The organism is Geomonas subterranea (genome assembly GCF_019063845.1).
Classification (GTDB): Bacteria; Desulfobacterota; Desulfuromonadia; order Geobacterales; family Geobacteraceae; genus Geomonas; species Geomonas subterranea.
Genome location: NZ_CP077683.1, coordinates 4638263 through 4655961, shown reverse-complemented (window position 1 = coordinate 4655961; position 17699 = coordinate 4638263). Strand labels below are relative to the sequence as shown.

Here is a 17699-nt window from a genome sequence, read left to right as displayed (position 1 = left end):
CCGTATGGCAACCGGTGCGGTCGAAACTTTATTTTGTAGAGAGGATCTTGTCGATGATGCGGCTGGTGGACCGGCCGTCCACGAACTCGATCAGGGCGACCCTCCCTCCCATGGCTTCAACCAGTTCGCGCCCCACCACCTGGTCGATGCTGTAATCCCCCCCCTTGACCAGGATGGACGGGCGAAGCGCCTCGATCAGCCGAAGCGGGGTGTCCTCGTCGAAGAGCACCACGTAGTCGACGCACCCAAGCGCCGCCAGGATGTGCGCCCGCTCCTTCTCCTCGATGAGCGGCCTCCCCTCCCCCTTGAGCCGGCGCACCGAATCGTCGGTATTGAGCCCGACCACCAGGAGGTCGCCGAGCTCCCGCGCCTTCTGCAGGTATTTCACGTGCCCCACGTGCAACAGGTCGAAGCAGCCGTTGGTGAAGACCACCTCCTTCCCCCGGGCGCGTTCCCGGGTGATCAGGTGGGTCAGGACATCCAGGTTCTTGATCTTCGAATCGCTGTCGCGCAGGGAGTGCCCCACCTCCGCGATGATCTCGCGCGGTGAAACCGTGGAGGTGCCGAGTTTGCCGACGACGATTCCGGCCGCCACGTTGGCCACCCAGGCGGCGTCCGCGAGGGCGAGTCCGCAGGCCAGCCCCAGGGAGAGGACCGAGATGACGGTGTCGCCGGCGCCGGTCACGTCGAACACCTCGCGGGCGACGGTCGGGATGTGCACCGCCTCCCCCTGTGCGGGGAAAAGCGACATCCCCGCCTCGCTGCGGGTGATGAGGAGCGCGTCGAGTTCCAGCTTGGAGAGGATGTCGGCCGCGGCCAGTTCCAGCGAGGCCTGGTCGGTGATGGCGGTTCCCGAGGCGACCTCCGCCTCCTTGCGGTTGGGGGTGAGCACCGTGGCTCCGCGATACTTGGCGAAGTCGTCGCCTTTGGGGTCGACCACCACCGGCACGCCCAGTTCGCGCCCTTTGCGGCAGAGCGCGGCGAGAAGCGCCGGGGTCAAGACCCCCTTCAGGTAGTCCGAGACCACCACCACGTCGAACTCGCCCAGGTGGGCGAGGAGGTAGTCGGTGAGCGCCTTTTCGGTGCCAGCGCCGATGGAAGAGCGCATCTCCCGGTCGATCCGGACGATCTGCTGGTTGGCGGCGATGACGCGGGTCTTCTTGCTGGTGGTCCGTTCCGGGTCCTCGACCAGCCCTTCGACACCTGCCCCTTTTTCCGCGAGGGCGTGGCGCAGGATCTGGCCGTCTTCGTCCGTGCCGATGACCGAGCCGACCGACACCCGGCAGCCAAGGGCGGCCAAGTTGTTGACCACGTTGCCCGCGCCCCCCAGGCGCAGGTCCTCGCGCGCCACCTCGACCACCTGCACCGGCGCTTCCGGCGAGATCCGTTCCGCCCGTCCCCAGAGGTATTCGTCCAGCATCAGATCGCCGACGACGAGGGCGCGCACCGAGGCGGCACGCTCGAAAAAGGATTCAACTTCTCGCCTATCCATGGGTTCTCCTGATGGTGCTTGGGGCGGTGGACAGGGCGAATTATTATTCGCCCCTACAGGTGCAGCCCGTTGCAGCGTCATTGGTGTTCATGCAGCCTTGCGGGGTTGGCAGGGCGAATGATTATTCGCCCCTACAGGTGTAGCCCGTTGCAACGTCATTGGTGTTCGTGCAGCTTTGCTGGATTCTCAAGTATGTACTGCCGGGCCAGATCCAGCTCGTTGTCGTTTCGGATGACGTGCTCATAGTAACTGCGCTGCCAAACCTTATCGGCACATGGTTGGTTTTCTTTGAACCATTTCGTTACACCAATCTTGAATCCTCTAACCACTGAACCTACCGTCAATGATGTCCCGTTTCCCTGTAGGGGCGAATAATCATTCGCCCCCCTCACCCGCCCCGAGCTCTGTTCATGCCCCGACAGGAACAGTATCCCGTGCAGATGATCGGGCATGACGATGAAAGCGTCCAGGGTGACCAGTGGGAAATGTCGCGGTATCTCCAGCCAGCAGCTCTGCGCCGCCGCACCGGCCTCGCTCAGCTCCACCGTTACTCCGGCATCGCCCGCCACTAATCTACCGAATAAAGTTTGTCTTTCATGGGCACAAACGGTGACGAAGTACGCGCCATTTTGAGAATAGTCGAAGCCCTCCAGGCGAACCGAGCGGCGATGGTGCAGGTGCGGGTCGTAGGGCATCGCCACCTCCAAATGTGGAATAGCCTGCGGCGGGGGCGAATGATTATTCGCCCCTACAGGTCGGACGACAGAATCAAGTGGCGGTGCCCATCCGATCCATGATCCCCGCCGCCAAGAGCGGGATCATGATTTCATGGTGCCCGGTGACGGTGTAGCCGCGGCTGTCGCCCGAGGTTGGACGCTTGACCACGTTGGTGAGCGGCCGGTAGTGCTGCTGCATGTCGAAATTGGCGGTGGTGAAACGGTCGACGTGATGCCCCAGGTTCTGCGCGATGGAAAGGGCCTTCAGAAAGACTTCGGGCAGCAGCACAGCGCTGCCGATGTTGAGATAGACGCCGCCGTCACCGAGCTCGGACACGACGGAGGTGAAGATCCGGAAATCGGTGAAGCTCGCGGCTCCCAGGACGGCGCCGTCGGCGGAGGGATGCTGATGGGTGATGTCGGTGCCGATGGCTACATGCACGGTGACCGGGATCCCCTTCTGCACGCACGCCGCCATCAGGCTCTGCTCCCGATACGGCAGCTCGCGCTCCAGTATCATACGCCCCAGCGCCTCGCCGTGCCCGAGCCCCTTCGCGACGCCCTGCTTCAGCGCTTCGTTGATCTGGGCCCCGGTCTCCTCGGCCATGCCGAAGTTGCCGGCGTGAAGGACGGCCCCCACATCCTCGCTGGTGGCCCCGATCAGGGCGATCTCGAAATCGTGGATGGAGCCGGAACCGTTGAGCGCCACGGCGGTAACGACGCCGGCGTCGATCAGGGCTTTGAGCACCGGCTGGAGCCCGCACTTGATCACGTGCCCCCCCATGGCCAGGACCACAGGCTTTCCCTTGGCGCGGGCGGCGACGACGGCGTCGATGACGCCGTTCAGGGCCTGCGAGCCGAGTTGGTCGGGCATGGCGGCGAGGAGTTCGGCAACGGTCATGCCGGGCCTAACCGGCTTGGCGAAGTGCTCCTGCACGTTCATCTTGTTCTTGCGGGATGCTATCGGGTAGGTGCTGACACCAGAAAAATCGAGTGGCCGGTATTTCACAGCGATCCTTTCTGCAGCGTGTTTGGTGGTGTAAATATCCAGCATCCCCTCTCCCTCCGGGAGAGGGCCAGGGTGAGGGCATTCCAGCTTCAAAAGCCCCCCACCCACCCTTCGGGCACCCTCTCCCGGGGGGAGAGGGTGTTGGAGAGGAAACTGGAGAGCTTGCCGATTGGGGGCGCCTGTTACAGGCCTTGTCCCCCGTAGAACTCGCGATACCAGGCGACGAAGCGGTTGACGCCGTCCTCGATGGAGGTGGCGGGGCGGAACCCGACGTCCCGCATCAGGTCGTCGACGTCGGCATAGGTGGCCGGAACGTCGCCGGCCTGGATCGGGAGCAGGTTCTTCTGCGCTTCCTTCCCCAGGGCCTGCTCCAGCACCTCGATGAAGCGCAGCAGTTCAACCGGATTGTTGTTGCCGATGTTGTAGATCTTGTACGGGGCGTAGCTCGTCCCCGGGTCGGGATGGGCGCCGCTCCAGGAGCCATCCTTCTCCGGGACGCGGTCGATGACGCGGGTGACCCCTTCGACGATGTCGTCGATGTAGGTGAAGTCGCGCTGCATCTTGCCGTAGTTGAAGACGTCGATGGGACGCCCCTCGATGATCGCCTTGGTGAACAAAAAGAGCGCCATGTCCGGGCGTCCCCAGGGTCCGTACACCGTGAAGAAGCGCAGCCCCGTGGTGGGTATGCCGTAGAGGCTCGAGTAGGTGTGGGCCATCAGCTCGTTGGCTTTCTTGGTGGCCGCGTAGAGCGAGACGGGATGGTCCACGTTGTGGTGCACGGAGAAGGGCATCGAGGTGTTGGCGCCGTACACGGAACTGGAGGATGCGTAGACCAGGTGCTTCACCCCGTGGTGGCGGCACCCTTCCAGGATGTTCATGAAACCGGAGAGGTTACTGTCGACGTAGGCGTAGGGGTTGATCAGGGAGTAGCGTACCCCCGCCTGGGCGGCGAGGTTCACCACGACGTCGAAACGCTCGCGCTCGAACAGGGCCGCCATTCCCTCCCGGTCTGCGAGCTCCATCTTGACGAAGCGGAAGCCGGGCGTCTCTTCCAGCTGCTTCAGCCGGCCGTACTTCAGGTTGACGTCGTAGTAGTCGTTCAGGTTGTCGAGACCGACCACCTCGACGCCGGCGGCCAAAAGTCTCTTGCTCAGGTGAAAGCCGATGAAACCGGCGGCACCGGTAACCAGCATCTTCCTCATGATTCCTCCTATGCCGCGGGGGGCGGCCAGATTTCTGGAACGGCAAAAATGTACTGGCTGCAACAGGAGGCCGGCTTCCGGCGCCGGCTTTGGGCATCGATGCGCCCCGCCCTGCAATCGGCGGCGCCTGTTTCCGCTCCTACGCGGGGCGGGGGGTGAAGGTGAACTCCGCCTTCCCCCTCAGGAGGTCCATCAGGAGCGCGCAGGCACCTTCGTCGTTCTTTGCCGCGTCGTACTCCGGGACCAGCTTGGTGTAGTGCCGGTCCACCACGCCGTCGTGGCACTTGGAGAGGAGCGCGCCGAAGGCCTGCTCCAGTTCGGCGTGGTCGACCTGGTAGTTCATGATCTCGTCGTAGCTGGTGCTGTCCCCGTACTTGAACACGCCGGGGAAGGACTGGTACCAGGTGTTGCCGAAGATGAGCGCCTTCTTCCCCTTGATGAGCGCCTCCCACCCCACGGTCCCGGTGATGGTGCAGACAAAGAGGGAGCGGTCGGTCAGGGTGTGGGTGTTGGCGAACGAGGGGAGGATCACCACGTTCTTGATGCGCCGCAGGCGGTGGTAGAAGAGCGGCCCCCTGTTGTAGGCCCCCTGCTTCGGGTTCTCCTTGACGTAGATCTTCACGTTCTCCGGCAGGATGCTGGCCAGACACTCGATGGCGAGCGCCTGGTCCCTGAAGTACCCCCCCAGCGCGGAGGTGGTCATCTCCGGCTGCAGCTGCAGCGGGAAGTAGACGAACGGAACGTCCAGGTCGTACTCCGTCTTCTCGTACTGGATGATGTGCTCGAAGTACTCCAGCTCGTTCACGTGGAAAAAGCGTGCAAACGGGTCGCGCCACTTGGGGAGCCGCCGGTAGATGTCGTTGGTCCGCTTCAGGATGTCGTACAGCTTGACGGGGTTCGCCAGGTACGAGGGCTTCTTGATGGCCAGGAAGGAGAGGATGTGGCCGATCGCCTTCGCCGTGATCTTCCCGGTCTCCCCCTGCTCCTGCTTCACGTTCTTCATGTAGAAGAGGTCGATTTCCTTGTTCTTCTCGATGTGCGCCGGCGGCGCCTGGTGCTTCTTCGGTTCGAAGCTGCCATAGGCGTCCATGGAGGGCATGGAGAAGTACTTGTTCGGGAACAGCGACTGGGTCACGATCACGATCTTCAGCCCGAGGCTCTTGCCGATCTGGTAGAGGATGGTGTCGTAGGCCAGGTGCGGGACGTTGAAGAACAGCATGTGCGTGATGTTGTTCTCAATCACCTTCTCCGCCATCACGTCGAACAGGATGTAGTAGTAATCCAGGTAGTCCTGCATGCAGGCGAGGTTATGAGATTTATAACAGAACTTTTCGTCCCTGCGATGCAGGTGGTCTATGAAAATCGAGATGTCCTTCTCGAAGTCGTCCCGGGTGATAACCGAGTGTAGCAGACCGTTGAACTTCTGCCCGTCCATGATGTGGGTCTTGCCGACCGCCCGGGTCCTCGTCATCCTGGTCATGGACGACGCCTTGAGGTCCGAGTCCTTGTCCCCTACGTGCAGCAGGAACTCGATCTCATCGCGGTACTGGTCCATGATCTTCTGCAAGATCACGCTGGTGTTCTTAGATGTGGAGACGCACAGGAGCCTCATTGCCATAGTCACAAAACCCTTTCTGAAAGTTGCATCGTCCGCGACGCCAAGCCGCAGAGGAAAAAACGACCGGCGCTAGAGCCCGCCCAAGAGATCGAAGGAGAGCGGCGTCCCCCTGCGGATGTCGACCGCCGCCCGCTTGCCCAGGAAGGTCTCCAGGTACTTGGTGGGGAGGCCGTTGCCGGGCCTGATGGCGCGGACGTTTTTGCCGGTGAACGGCTCGCCGGCCTTGACGTCCTCGACCACGTAGAGCGAGCGCCGGAACACCAGAGACTTCTTCTCCTTCTCGGTCGGGCCGTAGCTGATACCTCCCAGCGACTGCCAGGCGCGCTCGGTCTCCAGCACCAGGCTCTTCAACTCTTCCGGCTCCAGAGAGAAGGTGGAATCGACCCCGCCGTCGGCACGGCACAGGGTGAAGTGCTTCTCGATCACCGTGGCCCCGAGGGCCACCGCCGCCACCGAGACCCCCACCCCCATGGAATGGTCGGAGAGCCCGATCTGGCAGCCAAAGAGCTCCTTCAGGTGCGGGATGGTGCGCGCGTTGGTGTTCTCGGGGGTGCTCGGGTAGGTGCTGGTGCACTTCAGGAGCACCAAGTCGCGACACCCCGCCTCGCGCGCCGCGCGCACGGTCTCGTCCAGTTCCGCGAGGCTCGCCATGCCGGTGGAGATGATGACCGGCTTTCCCGTCGCCGCCACCTTGCGGATCAGCGGCAGGTCCGTGTTCTCGAAGGAGGCAATCTTGTAGCAGGGCACGTCCAGCTCCTCCAGGAACTCGACGCTGGTGGCGTCGAAGGGAGTGCTGAAGCAGATGAGGCCCAGTTCGCGGCAGCGGTCGAAGATCGGCTTGTGCCACTCCCAGGGGGTGTGCGCCTCCTGGTACAGGTCGTACAGGGAGCGCCCCTTCCAGAGGCTCTTGGGGTCCTCGATGAAGAACTCCCCCTCCTTCAGGTCGAGCGTCATGGTGTCGGCGGTGTAGGTCTGCAGCTTCAGGGCGTGCGCGCCGGAAGCGGCCGCGGCCTCGACGATCTCCAGGGCCCGCTCCAGGGACTGGTTGTGGTTGCCCGACATCTCGGCGATGATGAACGGCGCGTGGTCCGGGCCGATGGCCCTCCCGCCGATCTGGATAGAGCTCATTACGCTGCGTCCTCCCGGAATATCTTTGCCGCCAACGCTTCCTTGTTGGCCAGCCAGTTCTCTTTGAAAGCGCCGAAGACGATCACGTCCTCGTAGCGCCCGTTCTTCAAGACGTGCTGCACCAGGCGCCCCTCCTGCACGAATCCCAGGCGGGTGTGGTACTTGATGCTCCCCTCGTTGAAGGCGAAGGCCTCGGCGCAGAGCTTTCTGAACCCCTGCTTCTCGAAGATGTACTCCTGCGCGAGAAATCCCATCACCGTGCCGCAGCCGCGCGGCAGCTCCACGTCGCCCAGGTAGAACCCCCAGTGGCAGCGGTTGGAGTGACGATCGATCTGGTTGAAGCTCTTCAGCCCGACCGGCCGCCCCTGGTACTCGAAGATGAGGGTCGCGGGGAATTCCGCGTCGCGCGTCCGGGCGAACCAGGCCCGGTGCTCCTCGGGGGCGATCAGGTGGTCGGTGTACATGTAGGAGCGCACGCGCTCGGAATTGCGCCAGGAGAGGACCAGGTCGAGGTCACGCTCTTCGATGGGACGCAGGTTGAATTCTTCAGGGCGCATCGTTACCTCGTGCTGTTTGTCATGCCGCCTGTTCGCGCCAGGCCTTGAACATCAGTTCCGCCCGGTGCCAGTCCTCCAGGGTGTCGATGTCCTGCACCTGGTGGCGCGGCAAAAGGACGGGGACCGCCTTATCGGAAAAGATCCTCTCTTCGGCGATCCAGGCCTCGGAGCGCCCCCAGTAGAACTGCCCGGCGTCGTGGAACGCCTCCTCGAGGTCCTGCGAGCGGGTGGAGAACTGGGCGGGATCGAACATCCCGACGCGGCCGTTGCCGTCGATCCTGATGGCGCGCTGGATCGGGAACGGGTAACTGGTCACCGAGAAGGCGTAGGAACAGCCGGCCTCCCTGATCAGGTCGAGGCCGCGCTTCAGGTCGGCGGGCGTCACGAACGGAGCGGTGGCGTAGATGCAGCAGGCATACTCCGGGCGCTCTCCCTCCCCCGCCACAAACTCGACGGCGTGGCGGATCACGGGGATGGTGCCGGTGTGGTCGTCGGAAAGCTCCGCGGGACGCAGGAAGGGGACCTCCGCCCCGAAGGAGCGGGCCACCTCGGCGATTCCCGCGTCGTCGGTGGAAACCAGCACCCGGCTGAAGCAGCCGCTTTCAAGCGCCGCCTCGATCGACCAGGCGATCATCGGCTTGCCGCAGAACTCCTTGATGTTCTTGCGGGGGATGCGCTTGCTGCCGCCGCGGGCCGGGATGATGGCTACGTTCACGACAGCGCCTCTTTGAGCGCCGCGGCCACGCGGTCCTGCTGCTCGTCGGAGAGGCTGGAGAACATCGGGAGGCTGATGGCCTCGGCGTAGTAGCGCTCCGATTCGGGGAAGTCGCCCGGCTTGAAGCCCAGGCGCCGGTAGTAGGGCTGGGTGTGCACCGGGATGTAGTGCAGGTTGACCAGGATCCCCTGCGCACGGAGCGCCTCGAATACCTCGCGGTGGCTCTTCGAGATCTGGTCCAGCTTGAGCCGGATCACGTAGAGGTGCAGACCGGAATAGCTGTCCGGGTGCTGGTACGGGGTGACCACCGGGAGCTCCGCCAGCAGGTCGTCGTAGCGCGCGGCCAGGCGGTGCCTCGCGGCCACGAACTCGTCCAGGCGGGTCATCTGGGAGAGCCCCAGGGCGGCCTGGAGGTCGGTGATGCGGTAGTTGAAGCCGAGCTCGATCTGCTGGTAGTACCACGGGCCGTCGCTCTCCCACTGCATGAAGGCGGGGTCGCGGGTGATGCCGTGACTTCTCAGGCGGATCAGGCGGTCGTAGAGCTCCTTGCGGTTGGTGAGCACCATCCCCCCTTCCGCCGTGGTGATGATCTTCACCGGGTGGAAGCTGAACACGGTCATGTCGGAGAAGCGGCAGCCGCCGATCGCCTCCCCCTTATACCTGCCGCCGATGGCGTGGGAGGCGTCCTCGATGACGGAGAAGCCGTACTCGCGGGAGAGCGCGGCGATCTTTTCCATCTCGCAGGGCTGCCCGGAGAAGTGCACCGGGATCACCACCTTGGGGAGTTTCCCCTCCGCCTTGGCCTGGACCAGCTTCTTTTCCAGCTCGGCCGCCGACAGGTTGTAGGTGCGCGGGTCGATGTCCACGAAGTCGACACCGGCGCCGCAGTACAGGCCGCAGTTGGCCGAGGCGACGAAGGTGTTGGGGGAGGTCCAGAGGGTGTCCCCCTCCCCCAGCTCCGCGGCGAGGCAGGCGATGTGCAGCGCCGAGGTGGCGCTGTTCACCGCGACGGCGTACTTCGCGCCGCAGTACTCAGCGACGGCCTGCTCGAAGCGCTCGATGGACGGCCCTTGCGTCAGCCAGTCGGAACGAAGAACGTCGACAACCGCCTGGATGTCGGCCTCGGAGATGGACTGCCGGCCGTAGGGAATCGGTGCCTGTTTCACGCCCTGCCTCCTAGTAGGTGAAGTTCGGATCGACGTGTTCCTTGATCAGCTCGCGCAGCTCCTCGACGTTCAGCCACTCGCTGTTGGTGCCGGAGTTGTAGCAGAAGCCGTCCTGGCAGAGCTTGCCGTTGAAGGCGGCGGCGAACTTGTCCACGTCCCAAAGCGGGATGGAGGGGAGGATGACGAAGTACTTCTCGAACTCGACGGTGGAGATGGCGTCGGTCATGGTGATCATCTCTTCGTGCAGCTTCTCCCCCGGGCGGATGCCGACGACTTCGCGCTTGCAGTTGGGGCCGATCGCCTCGGCGATGTCGTTGATCCGGTAGCTCGGGATCTTGGGGACGAAGATCTCGCCACCCCACATGTTCTCGAGCGCGAAGAGCACGAGCTTGACGCCGTCCTCGAGGGTGATGTTGAAGCGGGTCATGCGCTCGTCGGTGATGGGGAGGACGCCGGAGCTCCTCTTGTTCATGAAGAAGGGGATGACCGAGCCGCGGCTACCCATGACGTTGCCGTAGCGCACCACGGAGAACTTGATGTCGTGCTTCCCCTTGAAGTTGTTGGCCGCGACGAAGAGCTTGTCGGAGCAGAGCTTGGTGGCGCCGTAGAGGTTGATGGGGGCGGCGGCCTTGTCGGTGGAAAGGGCGACGACCTGCTTCACGCCGCGCTCGATGGCCGCCTCGACCACGTTCTGCGCGCCGTGGATGTTGGTCTTGATCGCCTCGAACGGGTTGTACTCGCAGGCCGGAACCTGTTTGAGCGCCGCCGCGTGGATGACGATGTCGATCCCTTCCATGGCCTTGGAGAGACGCTCGCGGTCACGCACGTCGCCGATGAAGTAGCGGATCTGCTTGTACTTGTCGTGGGAAAACTGCTGCGACATCTCGAACTGCTTCAGTTCGTCGCGGGAATAGACCACCACCCGCTCGATCTCCGGATATGCCGTGAGAATGGTTTCCACGAATTTCTTGCCAAACGACCCGGTGCCACCGGTGACCAGAATGCTGCGATTTTTTAACACGTTCGTCCCCCGCTTATCTCTTAGTAAGTTATTGTATGATGGAAGTTGTTGCTACCGCCCCGTGTCCCGCTTACAGGGTGAAAGCTAAAAACTCTGATAAACCGTGTACCTGTTGAACTTCCGCGCTGCGTCTTCACGCAGCTTGTTGACATTGCAGAATTCATTGAGCTTGGAGCCCCTGTCGAGCATCCTGATCAGCATACCGAGATACACCGACTCCCCGCCATGAAATCCGTCGATCGCTTCGAGGTCCGTGGCCCCGGCGGAACTGAAGGTGCTGAAATCGTAAAATTCATAGCCGTAACCGTCCAGCTCGTGTTGAAGCCGCGCATTCAGCCCATCCAGGTAGTGGAACTTTCCTGAGGCAACCATCTTGTTCCAGACGGTATCGGTAAAAGGTGGAAGAAAAGCAACCACGTGGATGTTTTTCTTCTGGCAGTATGCGAGGAAAAGCCTCAGCTGGCGTACTGCCTCCTCGTTGATTTCCCCCCCCTGCTTGAACCGGTCCTGGCCTTTGGCAACTTTGTGCAGCGTGTCCTTGAACTTGAAGTCGTTGGCGTCAGAGGCATTTGCCATCAGCTTTTCTATCTGGATGCCATAGTACATGCTGCCATCATTTCTGAAACCGGTCTTGTTCACGCAGGCATTGAAGCCAAACTTCGGCACCGAGGCAAGGGCGGCGTCTTTCTGTGAACGGGCCATGGCCTTGTCCGGAAACAGGACGTCGTCAAGCGAGACCACGCCGCTGAAGGTTCTCTTGTAAACCTTCTTGGAAGCTTTGAACACGGAGGTGACATCCATGTCATCGTACTTTAGCCACTCCTGTTTGTTAGGGGCGGCATTGAGGTGATCGTACCGTGCGTTGAACATCCAGTGATCCAAACCGATGATCAGGGTACGGGGCAGCTTGTCCTCAGGCAGCAGCGAAACGAACGTCATGAACTCCGGGATGCTTTTTATCGTATAACCGGCATTGTAAAACCGGTTTGGAGCAAACATCTTGTCGCGGAACTGCAGCACGCGCGAAGAACCCAAAGCAACGACATCGCGCCGGGGCAAAGCCGCAAGTATCTTGAGCTTCATGTATCTGTAACATGACTCGTTGAAGCCAAAGCCGACCAGCTGCGGGTTCCCTTTGGAGGCATTGTCTATTATCTGGTTGATGTTGCCACCAAGCTCCTTTGTACCTACCAGCAGCCAGACGGGGATAGACAGATAAAGAACATACGGCAGTGCAAGCAGCAGAACCTTTTTAAAAAGCTTGTCCATTTTTCTCTTTTAGAAGTTGAAGTAAATGAAACCTGCATCGACCCGGACGCGCATGAAGATGAGCCCGAGTATCAAAGCATTGTAGCAACACCACCTGAGAGCCGAAGACCGGTTCCACAGAGATACCACCTTTTCCTCTGTGGAATAGCGCACCCCCACCCAGTACACGACGACTGCAGCGAGGAGAAGGTAGGCATTTGCCCTGTCAAAGGCAGGGACCAGCAACGCACGAAAGGCCGGCAGGGGACCCGTGAACGCGGCCTTGCAGATGTACAAGGCATCCCCCAGGCTGTTCGCTCTGAAAAAGATCCACGCGAAGCAGACAAGGTGAAAGGTAACCAGGGCTTGCCAGACCTTGAGGTACGGGCTCTTCTGGACCCCCAGCGCCTTGTACAGCTTTTTCTGATACGGCTTGTAAAAGACGGAACAGGCCATATACAGTCCATGCAGCCCGCCCCAGATGACAAACCCCCAGCTGGCGCCATGCCATATCCCGGAAACGATGAAAGCAACGACCAGGGCTAAGGCCGTGCCCCAGTTTTTCCAGTTGCGCCACTGCATCTGAAGCGGCTTGAATATGTAGTCCAGTATCCAGCGCGAGAAACTGATATGCCACCTGCGCCAGAAGTCGGCGACCGACGTGGCGAGGTAGGGGCTGTTGAAGTTCTGCGTGAGGCTTATGTTGAAGAGCCGGGCAGATCCCAGCGCCATGTCCGTGTAGCCTGAAAAATCCATGTAGATCTGGAAGGCGTAGGCGTAGGTGCCGAGTAACAGTTGCACCCCGTGGTAGGCGTGGACGTCATTGTACACCGAGTCGGCGTAGATGCCGAACCGGTCGGCGATGACCACCTTCTTGAAAAGCCCCCACGCAAAAAGTAACAAGCCGTAGCGCACGTTGTCGTAATGGAAGGTGTATTTCTCCTTGAGCTGCGGCAGCAAGTCCCCCGCGCGCTCGATGGGCCCCTGCATGAGCTTGGGGAAAAAGGCCATGTAAAGGAGAAAGTACCCGAAGTGCCGCTCAGGCTGCTCGATTTCCAGGTAGATGTCGAAGAGGTAGGAAATCGCCTGGAAGACGTAGTAGGAAACGCCGATGGCCACAAAGGCCTTGACCGCCGGCACCTGGTAATCCAGCGACAGGAAAGCGGAGAGTTGCCTCAGGTTTTCCGAAAGAAACGGCAGATACTTCAACACGACCAGCACAAGGACGTTGGTCAGGATGCCGCCGTAAAGAACCAGGCGCTTTGCCCGGGCGCCCTGCGCCCGGTCCAGCCACATGCCAAAAAAATAGGTGTTCAAAGCCACCATCACCAGTACCACAAGCAGGTAAGGGACTTTCAGCGCCGAGTAAAACGCGAAACTTGCGGCCAGCAACACACCCCAGCGTGCCCGGTCGCCAGCCAGGTAGAACATCAGATAGACGACAGGCAAAAAAATCAGGTAGTGCAGAGAATTGAATACCATGGGACCCTTACTGCACCTTGCTCGCGATGCATGCCAGCAGGTCGCCGACGTTCTTGAAGGTCAGCACCTCTTTCTGGGAAAACCTGATACCGAAGGTGCTTTCGACTGCGACTATGAGGTTCACATGGGACAGGGAATCCCAGCCGTCGATGTCATCAGCGGTCGTCGCCGGGGTAATGCGGATGTCTTCGTCGTCAAAAACCTGGCAGAAAACTTCGTTCAATTGCTCTTGTAATTCCATTTCATGTCTCCAGAGTGGAAATATCACCTTCGTCCTCGCCGAGATAGCGGGCCTTCAGGACGCGGCGCATTATCTTACCGCTTTTGTTTTTGGGGATGCTCTCTACGATGATGATTTCTTGCGGCGTGGCGATGGATGACGCCTTGTTGCTGACGTGCAGCCTTATCTTGACTTCCAGCTGCTTCGAGTACTCGAAGCGGGAGTGTAGGCAGACAAAAGCAACGACCTTCTCGTACAGAAGGTCGTCGGGTGCCCCGATGACTCCGGATTCTGCGACCTCTTCTATCTCGAGAAGGGCGCTTTCCACTTCAAACGGGCTGATGAGATGCCCGGCAGTATTGATGACATCGTCACTGCGCCCTTTGAACCAGTAATACCCCTCCTCATCACGCAAAGCAGTGTCACCGGTGAAATAAAATCCGGAGCGGAACTTTTGGCCGTAAGCGGTAGCGTTGTTGAGATAGGTGACGAACATCGACGGCCATCCCGGCTTCAGGCACAGGTTGCCCTGTTCGCCGGTCCCCAGTACCGTACCATCGTCAGCTATAATGGCGGCCTCGATCCCCGCCACGGGGATACCCATCGAGCCGGGGCGAACGGCGACACCGGGGCGGTTGCTGATCATGATGCCGCCGGTTTCGGTCTGAAACCAGGTGTCGTAAACCGGCCGTCCCAGGACCCGCTCCGCCCAGGTGATGACTTCGGGGTTGAGCGGTTCGCCGACGCTGAAGATATGACGCAGCCGCGACAGGTCGCGTCCACTGAAGACGTCGTCCTCCTCCTGCAGCAGCATGCGCAGGGCGGTAGGCGCGGAGTACCAGATGGTTACCCCTTCCTGCTCCAGCAAGTCGAACCAGGTCTTGGCGTCATAGCCGCCGCCGTAGTGTACCTGCGTTACTCCGAGGCTCCAGGGGCCGATGATGCCGTAGGAAGTCCCCGTCACCCACCCCTGATCTGCCGTACACCAGTAGATGTCGCTGCCGGTAAGTGTCAGTACCCGGGCTGCCGTGCCGCTTTGATGCAGAATGCTGCCGTGGACATGCAGCACCCCCTTCGGCTTTCCGGTCGAGCCGGAGGTGTAATGCAGCACCGAGGGGGTGTCGGCCGCGGTCTGCGGCGCGACGAAATCACCCGAAGCCTCGCGTACGAGCTGCCAGTAACTCAGGATGTCAGCCGATTGATGCTCATCAAGGTCGGTCACGATGATGTACTGCAACTTCGGGAGCTGGTCGCGCACCCGGAGGATCTTCTTCATCAGGCTCTTCTTGGTGACGACGCCTTTGGCCCCGGCATCGCCCAAGCGGTCCAGGATGGCATCCTCACCGAAACTCGAGAAGAGCGTGCCGCAGATGACCTGCAGCTTCAAGCCCCCCAGGAAGCTGAAGAACTGCTCCGGGGCCTTGGGAAGAAAGGTGAACAGTATGTCGCCCTGGTTGAACCCCAGCCCTTTTAAGGCATTGGCAAACTTGTTCGATTCGCGGTCGAGGTCGTCGAAGCTGTAATCGGTCCGCTCGTGGTGCGCGGAGATCCAGCGGAAAGCGGTCTTGCCGCCGAAACCCGAGTCGCACTGTTGACGCGTACAGATATGACCGATGTTGTACTGCTCGTTACTAATGACGTTCAACGAGACTCTCCTCCCCTACAGATGCTCACGCAAAATGCGGCCAACAATAGCAGAACTGCAGCAAAAAGGCCAGCAATAGACGCTCCCTCGCGTCCGGACTCAACGCCCTTCGTGAGGATGCAGGAGACGGTTGATTCCTGCCAGAACCGCCTCCACCTTGATGCTGTCGCGGCACTTGGCGTCCTTGTCGCAGTACGCCCTCTGGCAGCCCGCGCAGTGCATGGGCGACTGCAGGGCCACGTGGGCGTCACCGCGCGGCGCACTCCTCCTGGCGAGCGTGCCGCGGTAGAACGACACCGTCGGCGTGCCGAGGGCCGCTGCCATCTGCACCCCCCCGGCATCCCCCCGACCACCAGATCCACCTTCTTCAAAAGAGCGGCCATCCCCTTCAGGGACAGGCGGTCCAGCACCCGGCACCCAGGGCCGATGGCGGCGGCGATGGAGAAGGCCGCCTGGCGCTCGGTCTCGCTCTCCCAGGGGAGCAGGATGGTGGCGTCGTGGAAGCGGTCCAGCACCTCTCTCCCCAACTCGGTCCACCCCTTTTCGCTCCAGGCCCCGGTCGGCTGCGCCGTGCCGTGGTGGAACAGAAAAACCAGTCCGTCCGCCAGCGTGGCGAGCAGCGCCTCGGCGTTGGCCTCGTCACCGGGCGAGCTGGCCAGGTGGGCGGCAAGCTCCATGGAGCGGAAATCCTTGGCGAAAGGGATGCTCACCAGGCGCAGGCAGCGGTCGGTGTTGTGGTACTCCTGCCGGCGGACCGGGATCAGGCGGGTGTTGCACCAGGTGTTCAGCGGCTCCACGACGGCGTCCCGCTCGAACCCGAGCCGGTCCGCGCAACCGGAGTACCGTGAGATCACCCCGCTGATCAGGTCGCCCTGCAGGTCGAAAACCAGGTCGTAGGCCCGTTCACACAGGGTCTTGCGCAGGGCCGACACGCCGCGCCAGGTCTTCGCGGAGAAGCGCTGTTTGCGCCACCGGGCCGCAGGGACGGAGTGCACCTGGCTCACCTGCGGATGCCCGGCCAGCACGCCCTGGAGGCTTTCCTCGATCACCCAGTCGACCTCGATGCCGGGCACCGCCTGGTGCAGGTAGTCGAGCACCGGCAGGGCCTGGATCACGTCTCCCAGGGAGGATGGTTTGATGATCAGTACGCGCATCTAAGTTTTCACTCGCTGCAAAGTTTTTTTACCTTTTATCCCTCTCCCCCCCTGGGAGATGGAGGTGGGCCTTTTATCCCTCTCCCCTTGGGAGAGGGTGGCCGGAGGCCGGGTGAGGGCGATGGCAGGAGCAAGATCGTGCCAGTTGCAGCGCCCTCACCCCGCCCCTCTCCCAAAGGGAGAGGGAGGTGAATGCTTTCCCTCTTGTCCCTCTTCCTGAGGGAGAGGGAGGTGGGGGCGTTCTTTCCCCCTTGTCCAGGGAGAGGGAGGTGAAAAGGGTCAGCGCAGCCTCGCCAGGGCGGCTTCTAACGGCCGCGAGTCCTCGAACTCCACTTCAAGCACCACGGCAAAGCAGCCGGAGAGCTGGTCGGCATGGGGGAGCAGTTTAACGGCATCCTTTTGGGTGGTGAGGAGCACCGTGGAACGTGAAGCGGTCTTCAGCCGGAGAATCGCGGCGAGCTCGGGCTCGCCGTAGCTCACGTGGTCGGGGAAGGAGAGCGTCGTCACCGGCCTCACCCCGACCGCTTCCAGCCCGTCGAAGAAGGCACCGGGATTGGCTATCCCGGAAAAGGCCATGACCCGGGGCCCCTGCGCCGCTTCGAAACCGGCGGCCGGGCCGCCGCCGAGCGGGATCATGCCAGAAAGACGGTGCTTTGTCCAGCAGGTCGGCTTGCCGGCAACAGGGGCGGTCCTCTCCTTTGCCTCCGGGCTCCGGGTGCAGATGACGAGGTCCGCCCGGCCGGCCGCCGCAGGCGCCTCGCGCAGGAAGCCCCCCGGCAGGGTCAGCCCGTTGTCGAACGGCGTGGTCGCGTCCAGCAGCAGGAGGTTCAGGTCCCTTTCCAGCTTGAGGTGCTGGTAGCCGTCGTCCAGGATGAAGACGTCCGGGTCGAGTTTTTCCAGGGCATGCAGGCCGGCGCGGTAGCGGTTGGAGCCGATAACCACCATGAGCCCCGGGAGCATCCCGGCCAGCTGGCACGGCTCGTCGCCAGCCTCCCCGGGAGTGAGCAGCAGCTTTTCGCCGTCGCAGACTATCCGGATCTCCCCCTCGGCGCTCCCGCCGTAGCCGCGGGACAGCACGCAGACCCGCTTGCCCTTGTTCATCAGGTGCGCCGCGAGCCAGGCCACCGTCGGGGTCTTGCCGGTGCCGCCGAGGACCAGGTTCCCTACCGAGATCACCGGGCGCGGCAGCCGGTGCGACGGGATGAGCCCGAGCCGGTACCCGAGCGCCCTCAGCCGGAGGATCGCCGCGTAGGGACGGGAGGAGAGCCGCAAAAGGCCGAGCAGCGCCTTGTCCCCCAGGCCGCTGCGCTTACCCTCCATGAGGTC

16 protein-coding genes are annotated in these 17699 nt (G+C 62.0%); all 16 read right to left on the bottom strand.

What is annotated here, in order from left to right:
- Positions 1-28: 28 nt before the first annotated feature.
- The 16 genes from hldE to lpxK all read right to left on the bottom strand — a co-directional run bounded on the left by hldE (position 29) and on the right by lpxK (position 17693).
- Positions 29-1492 carry a bifunctional D-glycero-beta-D-manno-heptose-7-phosphate kinase/D-glycero-beta-D-manno-heptose 1-phosphate adenylyltransferase HldE gene (gene hldE, locus KP001_RS20285; protein WP_217287325.1) on the bottom strand — a complete coding sequence of 488 codons (1464 nt, stop codon included), beginning with the start codon at positions 1490-1492 and terminating at the stop codon, positions 29-31.
- Positions 1493-1647: 155 nt separating this feature from the next.
- Positions 1648-2187 carry a transposase gene (locus KP001_RS20280; protein ID WP_217287324.1) on the bottom strand — a complete coding sequence of 180 codons (540 nt, stop codon included), beginning with the start codon at positions 2185-2187 and terminating at the stop codon, positions 1648-1650.
- A gap of 73 nt (positions 2188-2260) precedes the next feature.
- Positions 2261-3217, bottom strand: coding sequence for a GSU2086 family protein (locus KP001_RS20275; protein WP_217289668.1), 957 nt, complete (start codon positions 3215-3217; stop codon positions 2261-2263).
- Between the two features lie 182 nt (positions 3218-3399).
- Positions 3400-4419, bottom strand: coding sequence for an NAD-dependent epimerase (locus KP001_RS20270; protein ID WP_217287323.1), 1020 nt, complete (start codon positions 4417-4419; stop codon positions 3400-3402).
- 139 nt (positions 4420-4558) lie between these two features.
- Positions 4559-6037: a capsular polysaccharide export protein, LipB/KpsS family gene (locus KP001_RS20265; protein WP_217287322.1), complete on the bottom strand. Its 1479-nt coding sequence runs from the start codon at positions 6035-6037 to the stop codon at positions 4559-4561.
- Positions 6038-6106: 69 nt separating this feature from the next.
- Complete coding sequence (gene pseI / locus KP001_RS20260; RefSeq protein ID WP_217287321.1) at positions 6107-7165, bottom strand: pseudaminic acid synthase; 1059 nt, start codon at positions 7163-7165, stop codon at positions 6107-6109.
- Positions 7165-7722, bottom strand: coding sequence for a UDP-4-amino-4,6-dideoxy-N-acetyl-beta-L-altrosamine N-acetyltransferase (gene pseH / locus KP001_RS20255; protein ID WP_217287320.1), 558 nt, complete (start codon positions 7720-7722; stop codon positions 7165-7167). Before pseH ends, pseI begins: the two co-directional genes overlap by 1 nt.
- Before the next feature lie 19 nt (positions 7723-7741).
- Positions 7742-8437 (bottom strand): pseudaminic acid cytidylyltransferase, encoded by a 696-nt coding sequence (pseF, locus tag KP001_RS20250; RefSeq protein WP_217287319.1) that lies wholly within the window; start codon positions 8435-8437, stop codon positions 7742-7744.
- The gene (gene pseC / locus KP001_RS20245) at positions 8434-9603 is read right to left on the bottom strand and encodes a UDP-4-amino-4,6-dideoxy-N-acetyl-beta-L-altrosamine transaminase (protein ID WP_217287318.1); all 1170 of its coding nucleotides are present in this window, start codon (positions 9601-9603) and stop codon (positions 8434-8436) included. The genes pseF and pseC overlap by 4 nt, the downstream gene beginning before the upstream one ends.
- A gap of 10 nt (positions 9604-9613) precedes the next feature.
- Positions 9614-10624, bottom strand: coding sequence for a UDP-N-acetylglucosamine 4,6-dehydratase (inverting) (gene pseB, locus KP001_RS20240; protein ID WP_217287317.1), 1011 nt, complete (start codon positions 10622-10624; stop codon positions 9614-9616).
- A gap of 84 nt (positions 10625-10708) precedes the next feature.
- Positions 10709-11893, bottom strand: a complete 1185-nt coding sequence (locus KP001_RS20235) for a hypothetical protein (protein WP_217287316.1) — start codon at positions 11891-11893, stop codon at positions 10709-10711.
- Between the two features lie 9 nt (positions 11894-11902).
- Entirely contained in the window at positions 11903-13354 is a 1452-nt protein-coding gene (locus KP001_RS20230) for an MBOAT family O-acyltransferase (RefSeq protein ID WP_217287315.1), read from the bottom strand.
- Between the two features lie 7 nt (positions 13355-13361).
- Positions 13362-13595, bottom strand: a complete 234-nt coding sequence (locus KP001_RS20225; RefSeq protein WP_217287314.1) for an acyl carrier protein — start codon at positions 13593-13595, stop codon at positions 13362-13364.
- 1 nt (position 13596) lies between these two features.
- Positions 13597-15219: an AMP-binding protein gene (locus KP001_RS20220; RefSeq protein WP_217287313.1), complete on the bottom strand. Its 1623-nt coding sequence runs from the start codon at positions 15217-15219 to the stop codon at positions 13597-13599.
- Positions 15216-16373, bottom strand: coding sequence for a glycosyltransferase family 9 protein (locus KP001_RS20215; RefSeq protein ID WP_367620594.1), 1158 nt, complete (start codon positions 16371-16373; stop codon positions 15216-15218). The genes KP001_RS20220 and KP001_RS20215 overlap by 4 nt, the downstream gene beginning before the upstream one ends.
- A 279-nt stretch (positions 16374-16652) precedes the next feature.
- Positions 16653-17693, bottom strand: a complete 1041-nt coding sequence (lpxK, locus tag KP001_RS20210; RefSeq protein WP_437178176.1) for a tetraacyldisaccharide 4'-kinase — start codon at positions 17691-17693, stop codon at positions 16653-16655.
- Positions 17694-17699 lie beyond the last annotated feature (6 nt).

Excerpts from the sequence above, each read along its gene's own strand:
- hldE (WP_217287325.1), bottom strand. The coding sequence starts at position 1,492 with ATGGATAGGCGAGAAGTTGAATCCTTTTTCGAGCGTGCCGCCTCGGTG.
- KP001_RS20280 (WP_217287324.1), bottom strand. The coding sequence starts at position 2,187 with ATGCCCTACGACCCGCACCTGCACCATCGCCGCTCGGTTCGCCTGGAG.
- KP001_RS20270 (WP_217287323.1), bottom strand. The coding sequence starts at position 4,419 with ATGAGGAAGATGCTGGTTACCGGTGCCGCCGGTTTCATCGGCTTTCAC.
- KP001_RS20265 (WP_217287322.1), bottom strand. The coding sequence starts at position 6,037 with ATGGCAATGAGGCTCCTGTGCGTCTCCACATCTAAGAACACCAGCGTG.
- pseI (WP_217287321.1), bottom strand. The coding sequence starts at position 7,165 with ATGAGCTCTATCCAGATCGGCGGGAGGGCCATCGGCCCGGACCACGCG.
- pseH (WP_217287320.1), bottom strand. The coding sequence starts at position 7,722 with ATGCGCCCTGAAGAATTCAACCTGCGTCCCATCGAAGAGCGTGACCTC.
- KP001_RS20235 (WP_217287316.1), bottom strand. The coding sequence starts at position 11,893 with ATGGACAAGCTTTTTAAAAAGGTTCTGCTGCTTGCACTGCCGTATGTT.
- KP001_RS20230 (WP_217287315.1), bottom strand. The coding sequence starts at position 13,354 with ATGGTATTCAATTCTCTGCACTACCTGATTTTTTTGCCTGTCGTCTAT.
- KP001_RS20225 (WP_217287314.1), bottom strand. The coding sequence starts at position 13,595 with ATGGAATTACAAGAGCAATTGAACGAAGTTTTCTGCCAGGTTTTTGAC.
- KP001_RS20215 (WP_367620594.1), bottom strand. The coding sequence starts at position 16,373 with ATGCGCGTACTGATCATCAAACCATCCTCCCTGGGAGACGTGATCCAG.
- lpxK (WP_437178176.1), bottom strand. The coding sequence starts at position 17,693 with ATGGAGGGTAAGCGCAGCGGCCTGGGGGACAAGGCGCTGCTCGGCCTT.